Here is a 16431-nt window from a genome sequence, read left to right as displayed (position 1 = left end):
TTGGTATAATTTTAAAGACAGTAACTTATGTTACTGTCTTAAATTTTAATGAGGAGGAAACAAAGGTGGCAAATATTCATAAATTTATGCAGAACAACGAATACTACGTTCTTGATGTGAATACAGGGTCAGTTCATATGGTGGACGAGCTTGTATATGATTTGTTAAATGAAGAAAAATTAGAAGCTTTAGATGAATTAAAATTAAGATATAAGGATAAATACAAAAATGAAGATATTCATGAGGCTTATGATGAAATAAGGGAATTAATAAAAGAAGGTCTAATATATACGGAAGATATGTATGAAGATATTGCTCAAAAGAGTGGAGATTCACCCTCATTTATAAAAGCTTTATGTCTAAATATAACTCATGCCTGCAATTTAAGATGTAAGTATTGTTTTGCCGATGAAGGAAAGTATCATGGTGAAAGCAAAATAATGTCTGTTGAAGTGGGTAAAAAAGCTTTGGATTTTGTAGTTAAGCATTCAGGACCTAGAAAGAACATAGAAGTTGACTTGTTTGGTGGAGAACCTTTAATGGCTTTTGAAAATATAAAACAAATAGTTGACTACGGAAAAGATTTAGAGAAGAAACACAATAAAAATATAAGATTTACTATGACTACAAACTGTACTCTATTAAATGATGAAATAATGGAGTATTTAAATGAGAACATGGTAAATATAGTTTTAAGCATAGACGGAAGAAAAGAAGTAAACGATAGGGTTAGAATAGGAGCTAATGGAGAAGGGTCCTATGAAACTATATTGCCTAAAATAAAGGATATGGTTGAAAAAAGAGATGTTACAAAGCAACATTATGTTAGAGGAACCTTTACTAGAGAAAATACAGATTTCTTTAATGATGTTATGCATTTAGTTGATTTGGGATTTAAGGAAATATCTGTAGAACCAGTAGTGCTTCCAGATGATCATCCACTATCTTTAAGAGAGGAAGATCTTCCTACTATATTTAATGAATATGATAAGCTATATAATGAAATGTTAAAAAGATATAAAGAAGGTAATGAGTTTAAATTTTATCATTTTAATATAAATTTAGATGGGGGACCATGCGTATATAAAAGAATTTCTGGATGTGGAGCAGGTCATGAATATGTTGCAGTAACACCTACTGGAGATGTTTATCCATGTCATCAATTTGTAGGTAATGAAGATTTTAAATTAGGTACAATATATGAAGACAATATGAATACTGATATAGAGAAAAAATTTCATAAAGCACACATATATAATAAACCAAAATGCAGAGAGTGTTGGGCAAGATTCTATTGTAGTGGTGGCTGCCAAGCTAATAATTATAACTTTAATGGTGATATTCATAAGCCTTATGAACTAGGTTGTACTATGCAAAAGAAGAGAATAGAATGTGCTATAGCTTTAAAAACTCAAATGATGATGGAAGAATAATGCATATATTACATAATATTGACTAAAATAATATGTAATATTATAATTAGCTTATGATGCTATACGGAGGGGGATAAAAAAATGAAGAAAAGAAAGAGCGCCATTCTCTTTATTCTAAGTGTAATTGTTATTTTTTCATTGGCCTTTATTAGTGCAGAGGGTTTGAAGTTATTTGGGTATGAAATAAAGCCATTAACTAAGTCTATAAATAAGGGATTAGATCTTCAAGGTGGAGTTTCTGTAGTAGAAGAAATTCAAGGAAAGGTTGATCAAAAAACCTTTGATAAGGCTATTGAACTTATTTCAATGAGAGTAAATAAAATGGGTGTAAGTGAAACACTAGTTACAAAAGAAGGAAAGAACCGAATAAGAATAGAAATACCAGGAAAATTTGATGCTAAGGCAGTTATAGATAGTGTAGTTAAAACTGGTGAGTTGAAATTTGTAGGACCTGATAAGCAGACCATTCTTACGGGTAAGGATGTGGAAAAAGCATCAGCTTATTTGGATGAAACAAATAACCCTACCATTGGACTAGAATTAAATAAGTCTGGTACCCAAAAATTTGCTGAGGGTACAAAAAAATTCTTAGGACAGCCAATAGCAATATATATGGATGAAGAGATGCTTACTAATCCTAAGGTAAATGATGTTATAACAGGTGGAAAAGCTGTTATAACGGGAAGTAAAACTTTAGAAGAGGCAACAAGACAAGCTAATATAATAAATTCCGGAGCATTACCTGTTACATTAAAAACAGTTTCTGCTAAAACAGTAGGAGCAACTTTAGGAGCTACTGCATTACCTAAGAGTATAAATGCTGGTATTATAGGAATTGCATTGGTATTTATCTTTATGATTCTTTATTATAGGTTACCAGGAATAATAGCAGATATAGCATTAGTTCTATATATAATACTTGTACTACTTGTTTTTTCAGGAATAGATGCAACATTAACTCTTTCAGGTATTGCGGGATTCCTTTTGACTGTTGGTATGGCGGTAGATGCCAATGTACTTATATTTGAAAGAATAAAAGAAGAACTTAAAACAGGAAAGTCTGTAAAATCTTCTGTGGATACAGGATTTGATAGAGCGTTATCCTCCATATTAGATTCTAATATAACTACAATCATTGCAGGAGCAGTGCTTTACGTAGTAGGCTCTGGTGCTGTAAAGGGATTTGCTTTAACTTTAATAATAGGTATAGTAGTAAGTATATTTACAGCATTAACTATAACTAAATTTTTACTTAAGAATGCTGTGAATATGGGACTTATTAACAAACCTTCACATTTTGGGGTTAAAAATAACACTGAATCTAAAGAAAAGTTTAAGTTTAAATTTGTTGAGAGATTTAAAATATGGATAAGTATATCTTTGCTAATTATAGTAATAGGATTTACAGCAATGGGCTTTAAAGGATTGAATTTTGGTATAGATTTTAAGGGTGGTACTTTAGTTCAAATAGAAATGAAACAAGATTTTAATAAAGCGGAAATAGATAAGATAATTAAAAAATACTCAAATGAATATCAAACAACTAAAGCTAATAATAATGGAAAAATCGAACTGGAAATTAAAAGTAACTCACTTGACAGCAATAAAATAGATAATTTATTTAAAGATATAAAAGTTCAATACAAAAAAGCAGAACTAACATCCCAAGAAACTATTGGTGCTTCTGTAGGAAATGAGTTAAAAAGAAAGGCTTGGATAGCTGGAGTTTTAGCAACATTAGCTATGCTTTTATATATAGGTGTTAGATTTGAGTTTAAATTTGGTTTGTCTGCAATACTTGCGTTGGTTCATGATATATTAATTACTGTAAGTATATATGCGGTACTTCAGATTCCAGTAAATTCACCTTTTATAGCGGCAATACTTACTATACTAGGATATTCAATCAATGATACCATAGTTATTTTTGATAGAATAAGAGAAAATAGCAAAAAAATGCGTGGGAAAGATGTGGCTGAGGTAGCAAATATAAGTATAGGTCAAACTATGACTAGATCTATAAATACTGTTTTAACTACATTATTTACTATAGTAGCTGTAAATGTATTTGTTCCTTCGGTTAGAGAATTTTCTATGCCTCTAATAATAGGTATAGTTTCTGGATGTTATTCATCAATATTTATTGCCAGTCCTATTTGGGTTATTCTAAAGAAGAAGGTTAAGAAAGCAAAAGTTTAAGGAATTAGTAATTAAAGTGGATTCCAGATTTTATCTGGAATCCTTATTTTGGTGAATAGCGTATATATAGAATAAATATAGAATTAAGTAGTACAAATAGTTTATTTTTACTAGTATACTATTAGTTCCACATAATCATATAAAAATGTATTTGTCAAAAGCACTAATATAATTTATAATATACTTGTTTTCTATAGAGTTGGAGGAACTAGTATGAATAAAGTCAGTGATAATATTAAAATTCATAATATACATATTGATAGAGAAATTAAATGTGCGTTAAGTAGAATTTCTAGTGCTGTAAATAATAGAGAAAAAATAATAATTTATGGACACTATGACTTGGATTGTGTCACAGGGGTATCCTTGTTGATTTTAATTCTTAGATACTTAAATGCAGATGTAGAATATTATATACCAAGCGAAATAGACGATGACTATGAAATAGATAGAAGCATAGTAGATAGTCATATAAAGCTTCTTGGAGCTACTCTCATGATAACTGTAGGTTGCGGAATTAATAGTTATGATGAGGTAGAATACTGTAAAAAAATGGGAATAGACGTTATAATAACAGATTTTAAGAAAGCAAGTGGTATAATTCCAAACACATATGTTTTGAATTACACACAATACGAGGAATATAACAGTACAGCTGTAGGCGTTGCTTTTAAACTAGCTAAAGAAATAGCTAATTATTATAAAATAAATTGCGTACATAAATATATGGATTTAGTGATGTTGGGCACAGTTTCCAGGGATGTAGCAATAGCAGGTGAAAATAAAGATTTTATTATAGAGGGAATAAAGAGGTTAAAAGTTACAAATAATTATGGATTAAAAGCTTTAATGAAAGTACATAAAATATTTAAGATAGATATAAATACAATATACAAATTAGTTACTACCGCCATACCTACAGTAAATCCAGTAGGCAAAATGGATAATGCAAGAATAGTAGTGGAACTTTTCACCACCTCCAATAGTTATAGAGCTGAACAAATAGCTAAGTACTTAAAAAGACAGGTAGAAAACGTAGATGAGTCTTGTATTGAATATAAAAATGAAATACATAAGCTTAGAACTTTTAGTAAAGACTTGCAATTATTTTAATTTTTAATATATAATAGTATGTGCATGAAAATATAATGATTTTAAATTTGTTCATGTGAAGTTCCACGTATTAGGAGGAAGTATAAATGGAGTTAAAGGAAAAAATAAGAGTAATAGAAAACTTTCCTAAAGAAGGAATTAGTTTTAAGGATATCACAACATTACTACAAGATGGAGAAGCTTTAAAATATACTATAGACAAATTTGTAGATTATCTTAAGGATAAGGATATAGATATCATCGTTGGACCTGAAGCTAGGGGATTTTTGTTTGGAGTACCAGTTGCTTATGCTCTTGAAATTGGATTTGTGCCTGTTAGAAAAAAGGGCAAGCTTCCATTTAAAACACTAAGTTCAAAATATGATTTAGAATATGGAAGTGATGAATTAGAAATACATCTTGATTCTATAAAACAAGGACAAAGAGTTGCAATAATAGATGATTTATTAGCTACTGGTGGAACAATAAATTCTGTTGCCAAATTGGTAGAAAAAGCAGGTGGTACTGTGGCAGCAGTGGGATTTGTAATTGAGCTTACAGATTTAAAAGGTAAAGAAAAACTTGAGAACTACCCTGTAATGTCCTTAGTAAAGTACGATATATAGATAGAATTTTAAATTGAAAAATTCTTTATAATATTATATAATATTAATAAATAATTAACTGGCTGGCTTCGACCAGCCTTTGATTTTAGGAGAGTAATCCAAATGCTTGAGAAGTTAATGAGAAAAATAGACGAAAATTGCACTCACGTAAATAAAGAATATATAGTTAAAGCGTATAATTTTGCATATAACGCCCATAGTGAACAGAGAAGAGAATCAGGAGAACCATATATAATTCATCCTGTAGAAGTGGCTTGCATTTTGGCGGATATGGGACTTGATACGAGTACGATAGTAGCTGGATTACTTCACGATGTAATAGAAGATACTCAGTATGATTATGAATTTGTTACCAAGGAATTTAGTGAAGAAGTAGCTAGATTGGTAGAGGGTGTAACTAAACTTGGTAAGATTACATATAAGACAAAAGAGGAACAACAAGCCGATAATGTTCGTAAAATGCTTTTAGCTATGGCAAAAGATATAAGAGTTATTTTGATAAAACTTGCAGATAGACTTCATAACATGAGAACATTAAAATATATGCCAATTGAAAAACAGAAACAAAAGGCAAAGGAGACTTTAGATATTTATGCTCCATTAGCACATAGGCTGGGAATGTCTAAAATAAAATGGGAATTAGAGGATTTATCTTTCAGATATATAAATCCAAATGAATACTATAGCTTAGTAAGAAAAATATCGGAAAAAAGAGCTGAGAGAGAAGAATATATAGAAAAAATAACAGAAGAACTTTATGACAAACTTGAGGATTCAGGAATACAATCTGAAATAGAAGGAAGACCAAAACACTTTTATAGTATATATAGAAAAATGATTAAGAAGAATAAGACCATAGATCAAATTTTCGATTTGACAGCTATAAGAGTTCTTGTGAATAATGTGAGAGATTGCTATGCTACTTTAGGTATTGTTCATACTATGTATAAGCCTATGCCAGGTAGATTCAAGGATTATATAGCTATGCCTAAGCCGAACATGTATCAGTCGTTACATACTACTGTCATTGGTCCTCAAGGCAAACCATTTGAAATACAAATACGTACATATGAAATGCATCGAACTGCAGAATATGGTATTGCTGCACACTGGAAATATAAAGAAGGTGACCTTTCAGCACATCAAGAAGATTTAGATTCTAAATTATCGTGGCTTAGAGAAATTCTTGAGTGGCAAGATGAGACCTCTGATGCAGAAGAATTTATGGAGAGGTTTAAAATAGATTTATTTTCAGACGAAGTATTTGTTTTTACTCCTAAAGGAGCAGTTATAAGTTTACCTTATGAATCTACGCCAATAGATTTTGCTTATAAAATTCATACGGATATAGGACATAGATGTATAGGAGCAAAGGTAAATGGCAAGATGGTACCTTTAGACTATCATTTGAGTACTGGGGAGATAATAGAAGTTTTAACATCTCCTACACCGAAGGGACCCAATATACACTGGATTAATATGACAAAAAGTAACCAAGCTAAGAGTAAAATAAGAGCTTGGTTTAGAAAAGCTAAAAGAGAAGAAAATATTATAAAAGGTAAGGAATTACTAGAAAAAGAAGCAAAGAGGCAGGGATTTAATTTTAAGGAGTATGCCAAAGGTAAGGTTATAGAAAAACTATTATTAAAATACCACATGAAGGCAGAAGAGGATTTGTACGCTTCAGTGGGAGCGGGAGCAACCATACCTTCTGTAGTAGTATCTAAACTGGTCGATTACTATAATAGTGAAGAAAAAAATAATATTGTTACTTTAGAAGATGAAGAAAAAGAAATAAGTAAATATACTAATAATAAGGAAAGTAACAAGCAAAGAGAAAATAAATATCCCGGAGTAGTGGTAAAAGGGATGAAAAACTTGCTGGTAAGATTTGCAAAATGCTGCAATCCTGTACCTGGAGATGAAATAATAGGGTATATAACTAAAGGAAGAGGGGTATCTGTACATAGAAAAGATTGTAAAAATCTAATTGACCTTGTTCAAAATGAACCAGAAAAAATTCTTTCTGTAAGTTGGGGTACTTCGGAGGGAGCTTACTATATAGCAGAAATACAGATTAAAGGCGATGATAAACCTGGACTTCTTTCTGAGGTAATGGAGGGGGTTGTAAAGAGCGGTTTGAATTTATATGCTGTAAACGCTAAAACCTCAAAAATAGGAACAGCGGTTATAAATGTAAAATTAAAAATCACAAGTAGAGAACAATTAGATAACTTAATGAAAAACATAAGAAAGTTCAAAGGTGTAACAGAAGTATATAGGGTTAAAAAATAGCAAAACGCATATTTTAAGGAGTGATTTTAGTGAGAGCGGTGGTTCAGAGAGTACAGTCTTCTTCAGTGGAAGTGGAAGGCAAAATAGTAGGTTCGATAGGAAGTGGTTTAAATGTACTACTGGGAATTGAAAAAGGGGATGCTTTAGAAGACTTAATATATTTAAAAGATAAAATATTAAATTTAAGAATATTTGAAGACGAAAATGGAAAAATGAATAAGTCACTTCTTGATGTGAATGGGGAACTTATTATAGTTTCCCAATTTACTTTGTTAGGTGATTGTAGAAAGGGAAGAAGACCAAATTTTATGGAGGCTCTTTCTGGAGATGAAGCAGAAACCTTTTATAAAAAGTTTATAAAGTTATGTAAAGCAGAAGTAGAAAATGTTCAATGCGGCATCTTTGGGGCAGATATGAAAGTAAGTATAGAAAATGATGGACCTGTAACACTACTTATAGATAGTAAAAAGAACTTTTAAAAGGAGTGAGATACATGGAAATAAAGAGAATAGTAGCAGGAATTTATGCTGCAAATTGTTATGTTATATGGGACGAAACTAATGAAGCGGTAGTTCTAGACCCAGGAGGAGATGTGGATGATATATATCCATTTATACAGTCTAAGGGACTAGATGTTAAATATATATTATTAACTCATGGGCATAGGGACCATACTGATGGAGTAGATGAATTAAAAGATTTAGTAAAAGCTCCTGTATGTATTAATGAACGAGATGACATATTAATGAGAAATAATGAATATATGTTTGGAATGCTTAGAAGTGGCAAAGCAGATATGAATATAAGTGATGGCGATGTGTTGCAATTCGGGAACTGTAAAATTAAATGCTTAGAAACTCCAGGACATACACCGGGAGGTATGAGTTTCTTAATAGAAGATTCAGTATTTACAGGAGACTCATTATTTGCTATGTCTATAGGTAGAACGGATCTTCCAGGGGGAGATTACAATGCACTTATAAATAGTATAAGAGCTAAATTATTTATGCTTTCAGATAGTACAAATGTATATCCAGGACACAGTATGGGAACATCTATAGGATATGAAAAAAAGAATAACCCATTTTTTAAATAAAGGGAGTTTTGAAAATTGAAAGTAAAATTAAATAATATTGATTATAGATATCATGTATATGGAATAATTAATATATTTTATCAGTGTGAAAATATAGAATTTGTAGAAGAACATTGGGATATGTGTATAAATATTTCGCAAAATGAAGTAGAATGTTATTATGGGCAATTTAGTGAAAAGTTTATTTTTGCAATGGATTTAGAGTATAAGGATTTTGTTAAGAAATCTATATTTATTTTTTTAACCAGGTGTACAGGAAAAATTATGCCCTGGGGTACTTTAACAGGTATAAGGCCATCTAAAATAGCAATAGGACTTTTAGATAAAGGTAAAAATGAAAAGGAAATAGTAGAATTTTTTAAACATAAGTATTGTACTAGGGAAGATAAGGTTAAGTTATGCATAGATATAGGCAAGAAAGAAGAATCGTTTATTAATAAAGATAAGGATAATATAAGTGTTTATATAGGAATGCCATTTTGTCCTACCAGATGCCTTTACTGTTCCTTTGCGTCTAATTCTGTAAAGGGTTGTGGGCATTTGGTAGAAAATTATATAGAAGCGCTAATTATAGAAATGGGACAAATGAGTGAATTTATAAGAAATAAAGGGTTAAATATACAGTGCCTTTACTTTGGAGGAGGTACACCTACAGCAGTAAATGATCAGCAGTTTGAAATTGTAATGGAGCATATGCATAAATACTTTATGCATGAGTTTAATGTGCAAGAATTTACTGTGGAGTGTGGCAGGCCGGATAGCATAACCAATAATAAATTAAGAACTATGAAGAAATACGGTGTAAGTAGAATAAGTATAAATCCTCAAACCATGAGTGATAATACCTTAAAACTTATAGGAAGAAATCATTCATCAATGAATGTGGTGGAGAAATTTAATATGGCTAGGGAAATTGGATTCAATAATATTAATATGGATATTATTGTTGGGCTACCTGGTGAAAAGCTAAAAGATGTAATAAACACTTGCAGTGAAATAAAAAAACTAGAACCCGATAGTTTTACAGTACATGGATTGTCTGTAAAAAGAGGGTCAAGACTTCATGAGAATATAGTAAATAAAGAAAGTTATGAAATAGCTGATCAAGAAGAATTAAATAAAATGTTTCAAGAAACTGTTAAATTGTCTAATATTTTATCCATGAGACCATACTACATGTATAGACAAAAAAATATGGTAGGCAATATGGAAAACATAGGATACGCATTAGAAGGCAAGGAATGTATTTATAATATACAGATGATAGAGGAAAAGCAAACTATAATAGCATTAGGAGCAGATGCTGTATCAAAAATTGTATTTTTAGAAGAAAACCGATTGGAGAGGTTTGCTAATATAAAAGATGTGAGAGAGTATATAGAGCGACTAAATGAAAAGACTTCTAGTAAGAAAAAATTATTGGAAACATTATATTAAGGAGGAAGAGTATGATTATTCAAGCACCTAAAGGTACTAAAGATTTATTACCTTCAGAATCATATAAATGGCAATATATTGAAGAAAAGTTTAGAAATATAGCTTCAACCTGCGGATGTAGAGAAATAAGAACGCCAATATTCGAATACACTGAGTTATTCCAAAGAGGAGTAGGGGAAACTACTGATGTAGTTCAAAAGGAAATGTACACTTTTAATGATAAAGGTGGAAGAAGTATAACGTTAAAAGCTGAGGGCACAGCTCCATCTGTTAGAGCTTTTATTGAAAGTGGATTATATGCAGAAGCACAGCCTACTAAGTTATTTTACTTTACACCGGTATTTAGATATGAAAATGTTCAAAAGGGAAGGTTAAGGCAGCATCATCAATTAGGTATAGAAGTTTTTGGTTCTAATGAGGCTTCTATGGATGCTGAAGTAATAAGCTTAGCTATGAGGGTATATGAAGAATTTGGAATAAAGAATTTAACGTTGAATATTAACAATATTGGATGTTCTGAGTGTAGAAAGAAGTATAATGAGGCCTTAAAGGAATACTTAGGCAATAATTTAAACCATTTATGTGAAACTTGTAAAACAAGATTCCATAAAAATCCTATGAGAATATTAGATTGTAAAGAAAAGAAGTGTAAGGAAATAGTAAAGGATGCACCAGTTATAATAGATTATGTTTGTGATGGGTGTAAAAGCCATTTTGAACAATTAAAAATGTATTTAAGTGCATTGGGAATAAAATTTAATGTAGATCCTTTTATAGTAAGGGGATTAGATTATTATAGTAAAACTGTATTTGAAATAATAAATAATGATATAACTGTTTGCGGCGGTGGAAGATATGATTATTTAATTAAAGAGATTGGCGGTCCAGAAATGCCCGCAGTGGGATTTGGCATGGGAATAGAAAGGCTTATAATGACCTTAGAGGAAAATGGGGTAGAAATACCAAAGCCGAATTACATAGATTTGTACATAGGCTCTATGGGGCAAAATGGAAAAACAGAAGCTTTTAAATTAGCTAATGAGTTAAGGAAAAAAGGATTAAAATGTGATTGTGATCACATGAATAAGAAAGTAAAGGCTCAAATGAGATATGCAAATAAGGTAGAGGCATCTTATACAATTGTATTAGGAGATAGCGAATTAGAGAATAGAGAAGCAAACTTAAAGAGAATGAGCGATGGAGAACAAATAAATGTAAATATAGATAGTATTGAAGAAATGGTAAAAATAATAAAAGCATAAAACTTCAGAAGATTAACAGGGAGGATCAAAAATGGGAGAATCACTTAAAGGATTAAAGAGAACACATATGTGTGGAGAACTGAGAGAAAGTAATATTGGAGAAGATATTACTGTAATGGGATGGGTTCAAAGAAAAAGAAATTTAGGTGGATTGGTATTTGTAGATTTAAGGGATAGAACTGGAATACTACAAGTGGTATTTGGAGAAGAAATAAATAAGGAGGCTTTCCAAAAGGCTGATTTAGTTAAACCTGAATACTGTATTTCTATTACAGGAAAACTAGTTAAGAGAGAAGCTCCAAATAATAATATTCCAACTGGAACTGTAGAATTAAAGGGATTGAATATAAAGATATTGTCAGAGTCAGAAACACCTCCTATATATATAAAAGAAAATTTAGATGCTGCGGAGAATATAAGATTAAAGTATAGATATTTAGATTTAAGAAGACCCGATATGCAAAGAATATTTAATATAAGAAATAAAGCGGGAAAAATAGTTAGAGACTTTTTAAGTGAAAATGGATTTTTGGATGTAGACACTCCAATACTCACTAAGAGTACTCCAGAAGGTGCTAGAGATTACCTAGTTCCAAGTAGAAATTACCCTGGAATGTTTTATGCACTTCCACAGTCTCCACAAATATTTAAGCAACTTCTAATGGTTTCAGGATTTGATAGGTATTATCAAATAGCAAAATGTTTTAGAGATGAGGACTTAAGGGCTAATAGACAGCCAGAATTCACACAAATAGATTTAGAAATGTCCTTTGTAGAAGAAGAGGATGTAATGGAAGTTAATGAAAGATTAATACAAAGGGTATTTAAAGAAGTTCTAGATGTAGATGTAGCACTTCCAATAGCTAGAATGCCGTATAGAGAAGCTATGGAGAAATATGGTAGTGATAAACCTGACTTAAGATTTGGGATGGAAATACATGATTTGACTCCTGTAGTTTCAAAATCTGAATTTGTAGTTTTTAAAAGTGCTATTGCTGAAGGTGGTAGTGTAAGGGCTATTAAAGTAGGAAACTCTGCAGATATGGGAAGAAAGAAAATAGATAAACTGGGTGAGTTTGTTAAAACTTATAAGGCTAAGGGATTAGCTTGGATAGCTTATAAGGAAAATGAAATAAAATCACCAATAGCTAAATTTTTAACTGATGAAGAAATGAACGGAATACTAAGCACTATGGATGCAAAACTAGGAGATTTAATATTAATAGTTGGAGATGCTAAAAATAATGTGGTATTCCAAGCCTTAGGAGCTCTTAGACTTGAAGTTGCAAAAATACTAGAAATTTTAAAAGACAATAAAGAGTTTAAATTTACTTGGATTACAGAATTCCCACTACTATCATATAATGAAGAAGAAGAAAGATACCAAGCTGAACACCATCCGTTCACTATGCCGATGGATGAGGATATTACTTATTTAGATACAGACCCAGGCAGAGTTAGAGCGAAAGCCTATGACTTAGTTTTAAATGGAGAAGAGTTAGGTGGAGGAAGTATAAGAATTCATAATACTGATCTTCAACAAAAAATGTTTGAGGTATTAGGATTTACACAGGAAGCAGCTTGGGAGAGATTTGGATTCTTGCTAGAAGCATTCAAATTTGGACCACCACCACATGGTGGATTAGCCTTTGGATTTGATAGACTTATAATGTTCTTAGCAGGAACAGATAACATAAAAGATGTAATAGCTTTCCCAAAAAATCAAAATGCTTTTTGTCCATTAACAGAAGCTCCTAATATAGTAGATGAAAAACAATTAGGGGAACTAGGACTAGATATAAAAAATAAGGCGAAGTAATTAGCAAATATTATATAAATTTTTTACTAAATACTTTAAGGCGTAAATATAAGTTAATATGAAGTACCTGTTGTGATTGTCAGACATTTTATATACATCACAACGGGTATTATTGTATAATTAGGGGTGAATAAAGTGAATGATAAAAAAGATCCAAAGAGGGATATTCAAATAAGGATGAGGAGAATTGAAGGGCAAGTAAAGGGCATACAAAAAATGATAGATAATGATGCTTGCTGTAAGGACCTTTTAGTACAAGTGGCAGCAGTTAGGGCGGCTATAAATAAAGTTGGGAGTTTAATATTACAGAACTATGCTGAAAGATGCTTTTTTTGTGATGAAGAAACAGATATAAATAAAGAAAAAATGAATGAACTAGTGAACACTATAAATATGTTTTTAAAATAAAAAAATAGGCTATTTGCCTATTTTTTTATTAACATTTTTGAATTTATATAGTATTAAAAATTTACTAAGAGAAGAAATTAAAACTATTGCTACAGCTATAGAACCTGCATCTATTAGTGTTTTAAGGCCAAGGCTTAATGAAGCATCTGCATTACCTTTTACGGATTCTAGCATTGTATAATACATTCCACTTCCAGGAACCAGGGGAAGCATAGCACTTATTATATATGTGGTTACGGGAGTTTTCATCAATCTTGCAAAAATTTCGGAGTATATGCTTATAGATAAAGAAGCTATAAATAGAGATAAAGTAGAGGAATATCCAAAATTAGAAAACATCAAATATACAAACCAGCCAATTCCACCACCTAAAGAAGCGAAGAATAAATTTTTACCCCTAATATTAAAAAGAACACAAAAACCTAAAGAGCCCATAAAAGCATAAAAGCAATTTATTAAAACTTTAAAAACCATTTTATATTCCTCCAAAATTAAGTATAATTTTAACTATGACACCACTGCCAATAGCTATGCCAATAGCTACTAAAAAAGCTTCTATAGCTCTAGATATTCCAGAAACTAAATCACCAGCTATAGTATCTCTTACGGCATTCGTTATGGCTAAGCCTGGAACTAACATCATAATAGAGCCTATGGTAATTTTATCTATGTTAGAGCCTATATTAAAAAATACAGTTATATAAGCAGTTAATGCTGCGATGAAGCCGCCTAATATATTTACAAAAAAAGAGTTTACATTGTATTTACTAAGGATATTAGAAGTTTTATAAATTAAAGCTCCCACTAAAAAAGCAGCTATAGAATCCTTTATATTTCCTCCAAGTAATAATGTGAAAAAAGAAGAGGATAAAGAAACAAACAATAGGGAAGTTTTTACACTATATCTAGGAGTATTATTTATCTTTTTTAATTCTTGTTTAAATTCATCGAGGGGCATCCAATCACAAGATACTTTTCTAGATAGTTCATTTACCCTTTGAATTTTTTCTAAATTTACAGTCCTATTTTTAATACGTTTAACTACAGATAAATTTTTATTATTTGTGCTTATAGATATGACAATTCCTGTGGGTGTAACAAAACTTTCGGCGGATTTTTCACCATAAGCAGAGCATATTCTGAAAATAGTTTCTTCAACTCTATAGGTTTCTCCACCGTTTTCTAATATTATTTTTCCTGCTTCGGAAGCAATCTGTATTAATTCATTAGCGTTCATAATAAGCTCCTTTCGGTTTTGTTTGTTTAATATAGTATAGCGAGAGAATCAATAACAAATTCTATATGTTTGAAATAATTTAAAGTTAAATATACACTTATATTATAGACATTTAATATGTGGGGGGCAATAACATGAGAAAAATAGAGAATATATTGAATTGTTTAATTAATAATTTAAATATAGGAATACACATTGTAGATGATGACGGTAAAACAGTATATTATAATGATGTAATGGCTTCAATAGAGGGGCTTAAGAAAGAAGAGGTACTAGGTAAGAAAGTAGATGAGTATTTAAAGGATGTAAATGAGGATAGTTCTACTATAATGAAATGCATTAAAAGTGGTAAAAAGGTTAAAGACATAATTCAAAGATATAGCAGTAATAGGGGTAAAAAAATAACTACAATCAACACAACAATACCAGTTACTGAAGACAATAAGTTAATAGGAGCAATAGAAATAGCACAAGATATGACACAATTTAAAGAAGTTAATGAAAAGTTATGTAAATTACAATCAGTGCTTAAGAATAATCAAGATCACTATGTTTTTAGTGACATAGTGGGTAAGAGCATTGCCATGGATAATGCCATAAATAAAGCTATGAAAGCTAGTTTATCAAATTCATCTGTACTCATATATGGAGAAACTGGATGTGGTAAAGAAGTTTTTGCTCAAAGTATACATTACAATGGTATAAGGAGCAATGCGCCATTTATACCTATAAATTGTGCAGCTATTCCAAGTACGCTTTTAGAAGGTATGCTTTTTGGCACTACTAAGGGGAGTTTTACAGGAGCGGAAAATAAAAAAGGGTTGTTTCAGCTAGCTCATAGGGGAACAATACTTTTAGATGAAGTGAATTCCATGGATACTTATCTTCAAACTAAGCTTCTTAGAGTGCTTCAAGATGGGTATATAAGGCCAATAGGAAGCAGCAAGTCTATTGAAGTAGATGTGAGAATAATAGCAACATTAAATAAAGAACCTAAAGATTTAATTAAGGAAGGTAAGCTAAGGGAAGATTTTTACTATAGATTAAGTGTTATAAGGATAGATATACCACCTTTAAGGGAGAGAAGAGAAGACATAAGAGTTCTTACAGATTATTTTATTCATTATTATAGTAAGTTATTAGGCAAAGAAGTGAAGTCAGTTGATAAAACGGTAATGGAAAAATTTACAAATTACAATTGGCCAGGTAATGTAAGGGAACTTAAAAATGTTATAGAATCTGCTATGAATATGAGTGATGGAGAAATAGAACTTCATAAAGAATTTTTTGAAAGCAAAATAATTAAACAGGAAAATGACCATATATTGAGTTCCTATAGTAGTTCAAATTTAAGTTTAAATGAATATATGATGGAAATTGAGAAAAAGATAATTAAAAGGGAATTAGAAAATCAAAAAAGGAATATTACTAAAACAGCAGATATACTGGGGATTTCTAGACAAAATTTACAATATAAGATTAAAAAATATGATATAGAATAATAATATTACTTTTGTAAGTTAAATA

At 30.7% G+C, this 16431-nt stretch carries 13 protein-coding genes and 2 pseudogenes; 13 read left to right on the top strand and 2 right to left on the bottom strand.

What is annotated here, in order from left to right; genetic code table 11:
- Positions 1–65 precede the first annotated feature (65 nt).
- From scfB to CC89_RS07635, 12 genes and pseudogenes are all read left to right on the top strand, one after another.
- Complete coding sequence (gene scfB / locus CC89_RS07685; RefSeq protein WP_035290883.1) at positions 66–1433, top strand: thioether cross-link-forming SCIFF peptide maturase; 1368 nt, start codon at positions 66–68, stop codon at positions 1431–1433.
- Between the two features lie 81 nt (positions 1434–1514).
- Positions 1515–2753 (top strand): annotated as a pseudogene (gene secD, locus CC89_RS21425) (protein translocase subunit SecD); the annotation flags it as partial.
- Between the two features lie 30 nt (positions 2754–2783).
- Positions 2784–3632, top strand: a pseudogene (gene secF, locus CC89_RS21420) (protein translocase subunit SecF); the annotation flags it as partial.
- A 213-nt stretch (positions 3633–3845) separates the two neighbouring features.
- Entirely contained in the window at positions 3846–4745 is a 900-nt protein-coding gene (locus CC89_RS07675) for a DHH family phosphoesterase (protein WP_051931584.1), read from the top strand.
- Between the two features lie 86 nt (positions 4746–4831).
- A complete protein-coding gene (locus CC89_RS07670; protein ID WP_035290881.1) occupies positions 4832–5350 on the top strand; it encodes an adenine phosphoribosyltransferase in 519 nt (172 codons plus the stop codon).
- 102 nt (positions 5351–5452) lie between these two features.
- Positions 5453–7645, top strand: a complete 2193-nt coding sequence (locus tag CC89_RS07665; protein ID WP_035290879.1) for a RelA/SpoT family protein — start codon at positions 5453–5455, stop codon at positions 7643–7645.
- 29 nt (positions 7646–7674) lie between these two features.
- Positions 7675–8124 carry a D-aminoacyl-tRNA deacylase gene (dtd, locus tag CC89_RS07660; RefSeq protein WP_035290877.1) on the top strand — a complete coding sequence of 150 codons (450 nt, stop codon included), beginning with the start codon at positions 7675–7677 and terminating at the stop codon, positions 8122–8124.
- A gap of 14 nt (positions 8125–8138) precedes the next feature.
- Positions 8139–8741: an MBL fold metallo-hydrolase gene (locus tag CC89_RS07655; RefSeq protein ID WP_035290875.1), complete on the top strand. Its 603-nt coding sequence runs from the start codon at positions 8139–8141 to the stop codon at positions 8739–8741.
- A 15-nt stretch (positions 8742–8756) separates the two neighbouring features.
- Positions 8757–10178, top strand: coding sequence for a coproporphyrinogen III oxidase (locus CC89_RS07650; protein ID WP_035290873.1), 1422 nt, complete (start codon positions 8757–8759; stop codon positions 10176–10178).
- 11 nt (positions 10179–10189) lie between these two features.
- Positions 10190–11440 carry a histidine--tRNA ligase gene (gene hisS / locus CC89_RS07645; RefSeq protein ID WP_035290870.1) on the top strand — a complete coding sequence of 417 codons (1251 nt, stop codon included), beginning with the start codon at positions 10190–10192 and terminating at the stop codon, positions 11438–11440.
- Between the two features lie 31 nt (positions 11441–11471).
- Positions 11472–13259: an aspartate--tRNA ligase gene (gene aspS / locus CC89_RS07640; protein WP_035290868.1), complete on the top strand. Its 1788-nt coding sequence runs from the start codon at positions 11472–11474 to the stop codon at positions 13257–13259.
- 135 nt (positions 13260–13394) lie between these two features.
- Positions 13395–13667 carry a metal-sensitive transcriptional regulator gene (locus tag CC89_RS07635; RefSeq protein ID WP_035290867.1) on the top strand — a complete coding sequence of 91 codons (273 nt, stop codon included), beginning with the start codon at positions 13395–13397 and terminating at the stop codon, positions 13665–13667.
- Between the two features lie 9 nt (positions 13668–13676).
- Here CC89_RS07635 and CC89_RS07630 read toward each other — a convergent pair whose 3' ends face one another.
- Both CC89_RS07630 and CC89_RS07625 read right to left on the bottom strand, forming a co-directional pair.
- A complete protein-coding gene (locus CC89_RS07630) occupies positions 13677–14141 on the bottom strand; it encodes a threonine/serine exporter family protein (RefSeq protein WP_035290865.1) in 465 nt (154 codons plus the stop codon).
- A gap of 1 nt (position 14142) precedes the next feature.
- Complete coding sequence (locus CC89_RS07625; RefSeq protein ID WP_035290863.1) at positions 14143–14904, bottom strand: threonine/serine exporter family protein; 762 nt, start codon at positions 14902–14904, stop codon at positions 14143–14145.
- Between the two features lie 134 nt (positions 14905–15038).
- On the opposite strand from CC89_RS07625, the gene CC89_RS07620 reads away from it, so the two are divergent.
- Positions 15039–16406 carry a sigma-54 interaction domain-containing protein gene (locus CC89_RS07620; RefSeq protein ID WP_035290861.1) on the top strand — a complete coding sequence of 456 codons (1368 nt, stop codon included), beginning with the start codon at positions 15039–15041 and terminating at the stop codon, positions 16404–16406.
- Positions 16407–16431: the final 25 nt, after the last annotated feature.

Origin of the sequence: Clostridium sp. KNHs214, assembly GCF_000744935.1 — a bacterium.
Taxonomy (GTDB): domain Bacteria; phylum Bacillota; class Clostridia; order Clostridiales; family Clostridiaceae; genus Haloimpatiens.
This window is presented reverse-complemented; position numbering and strand designations above follow the sequence as displayed.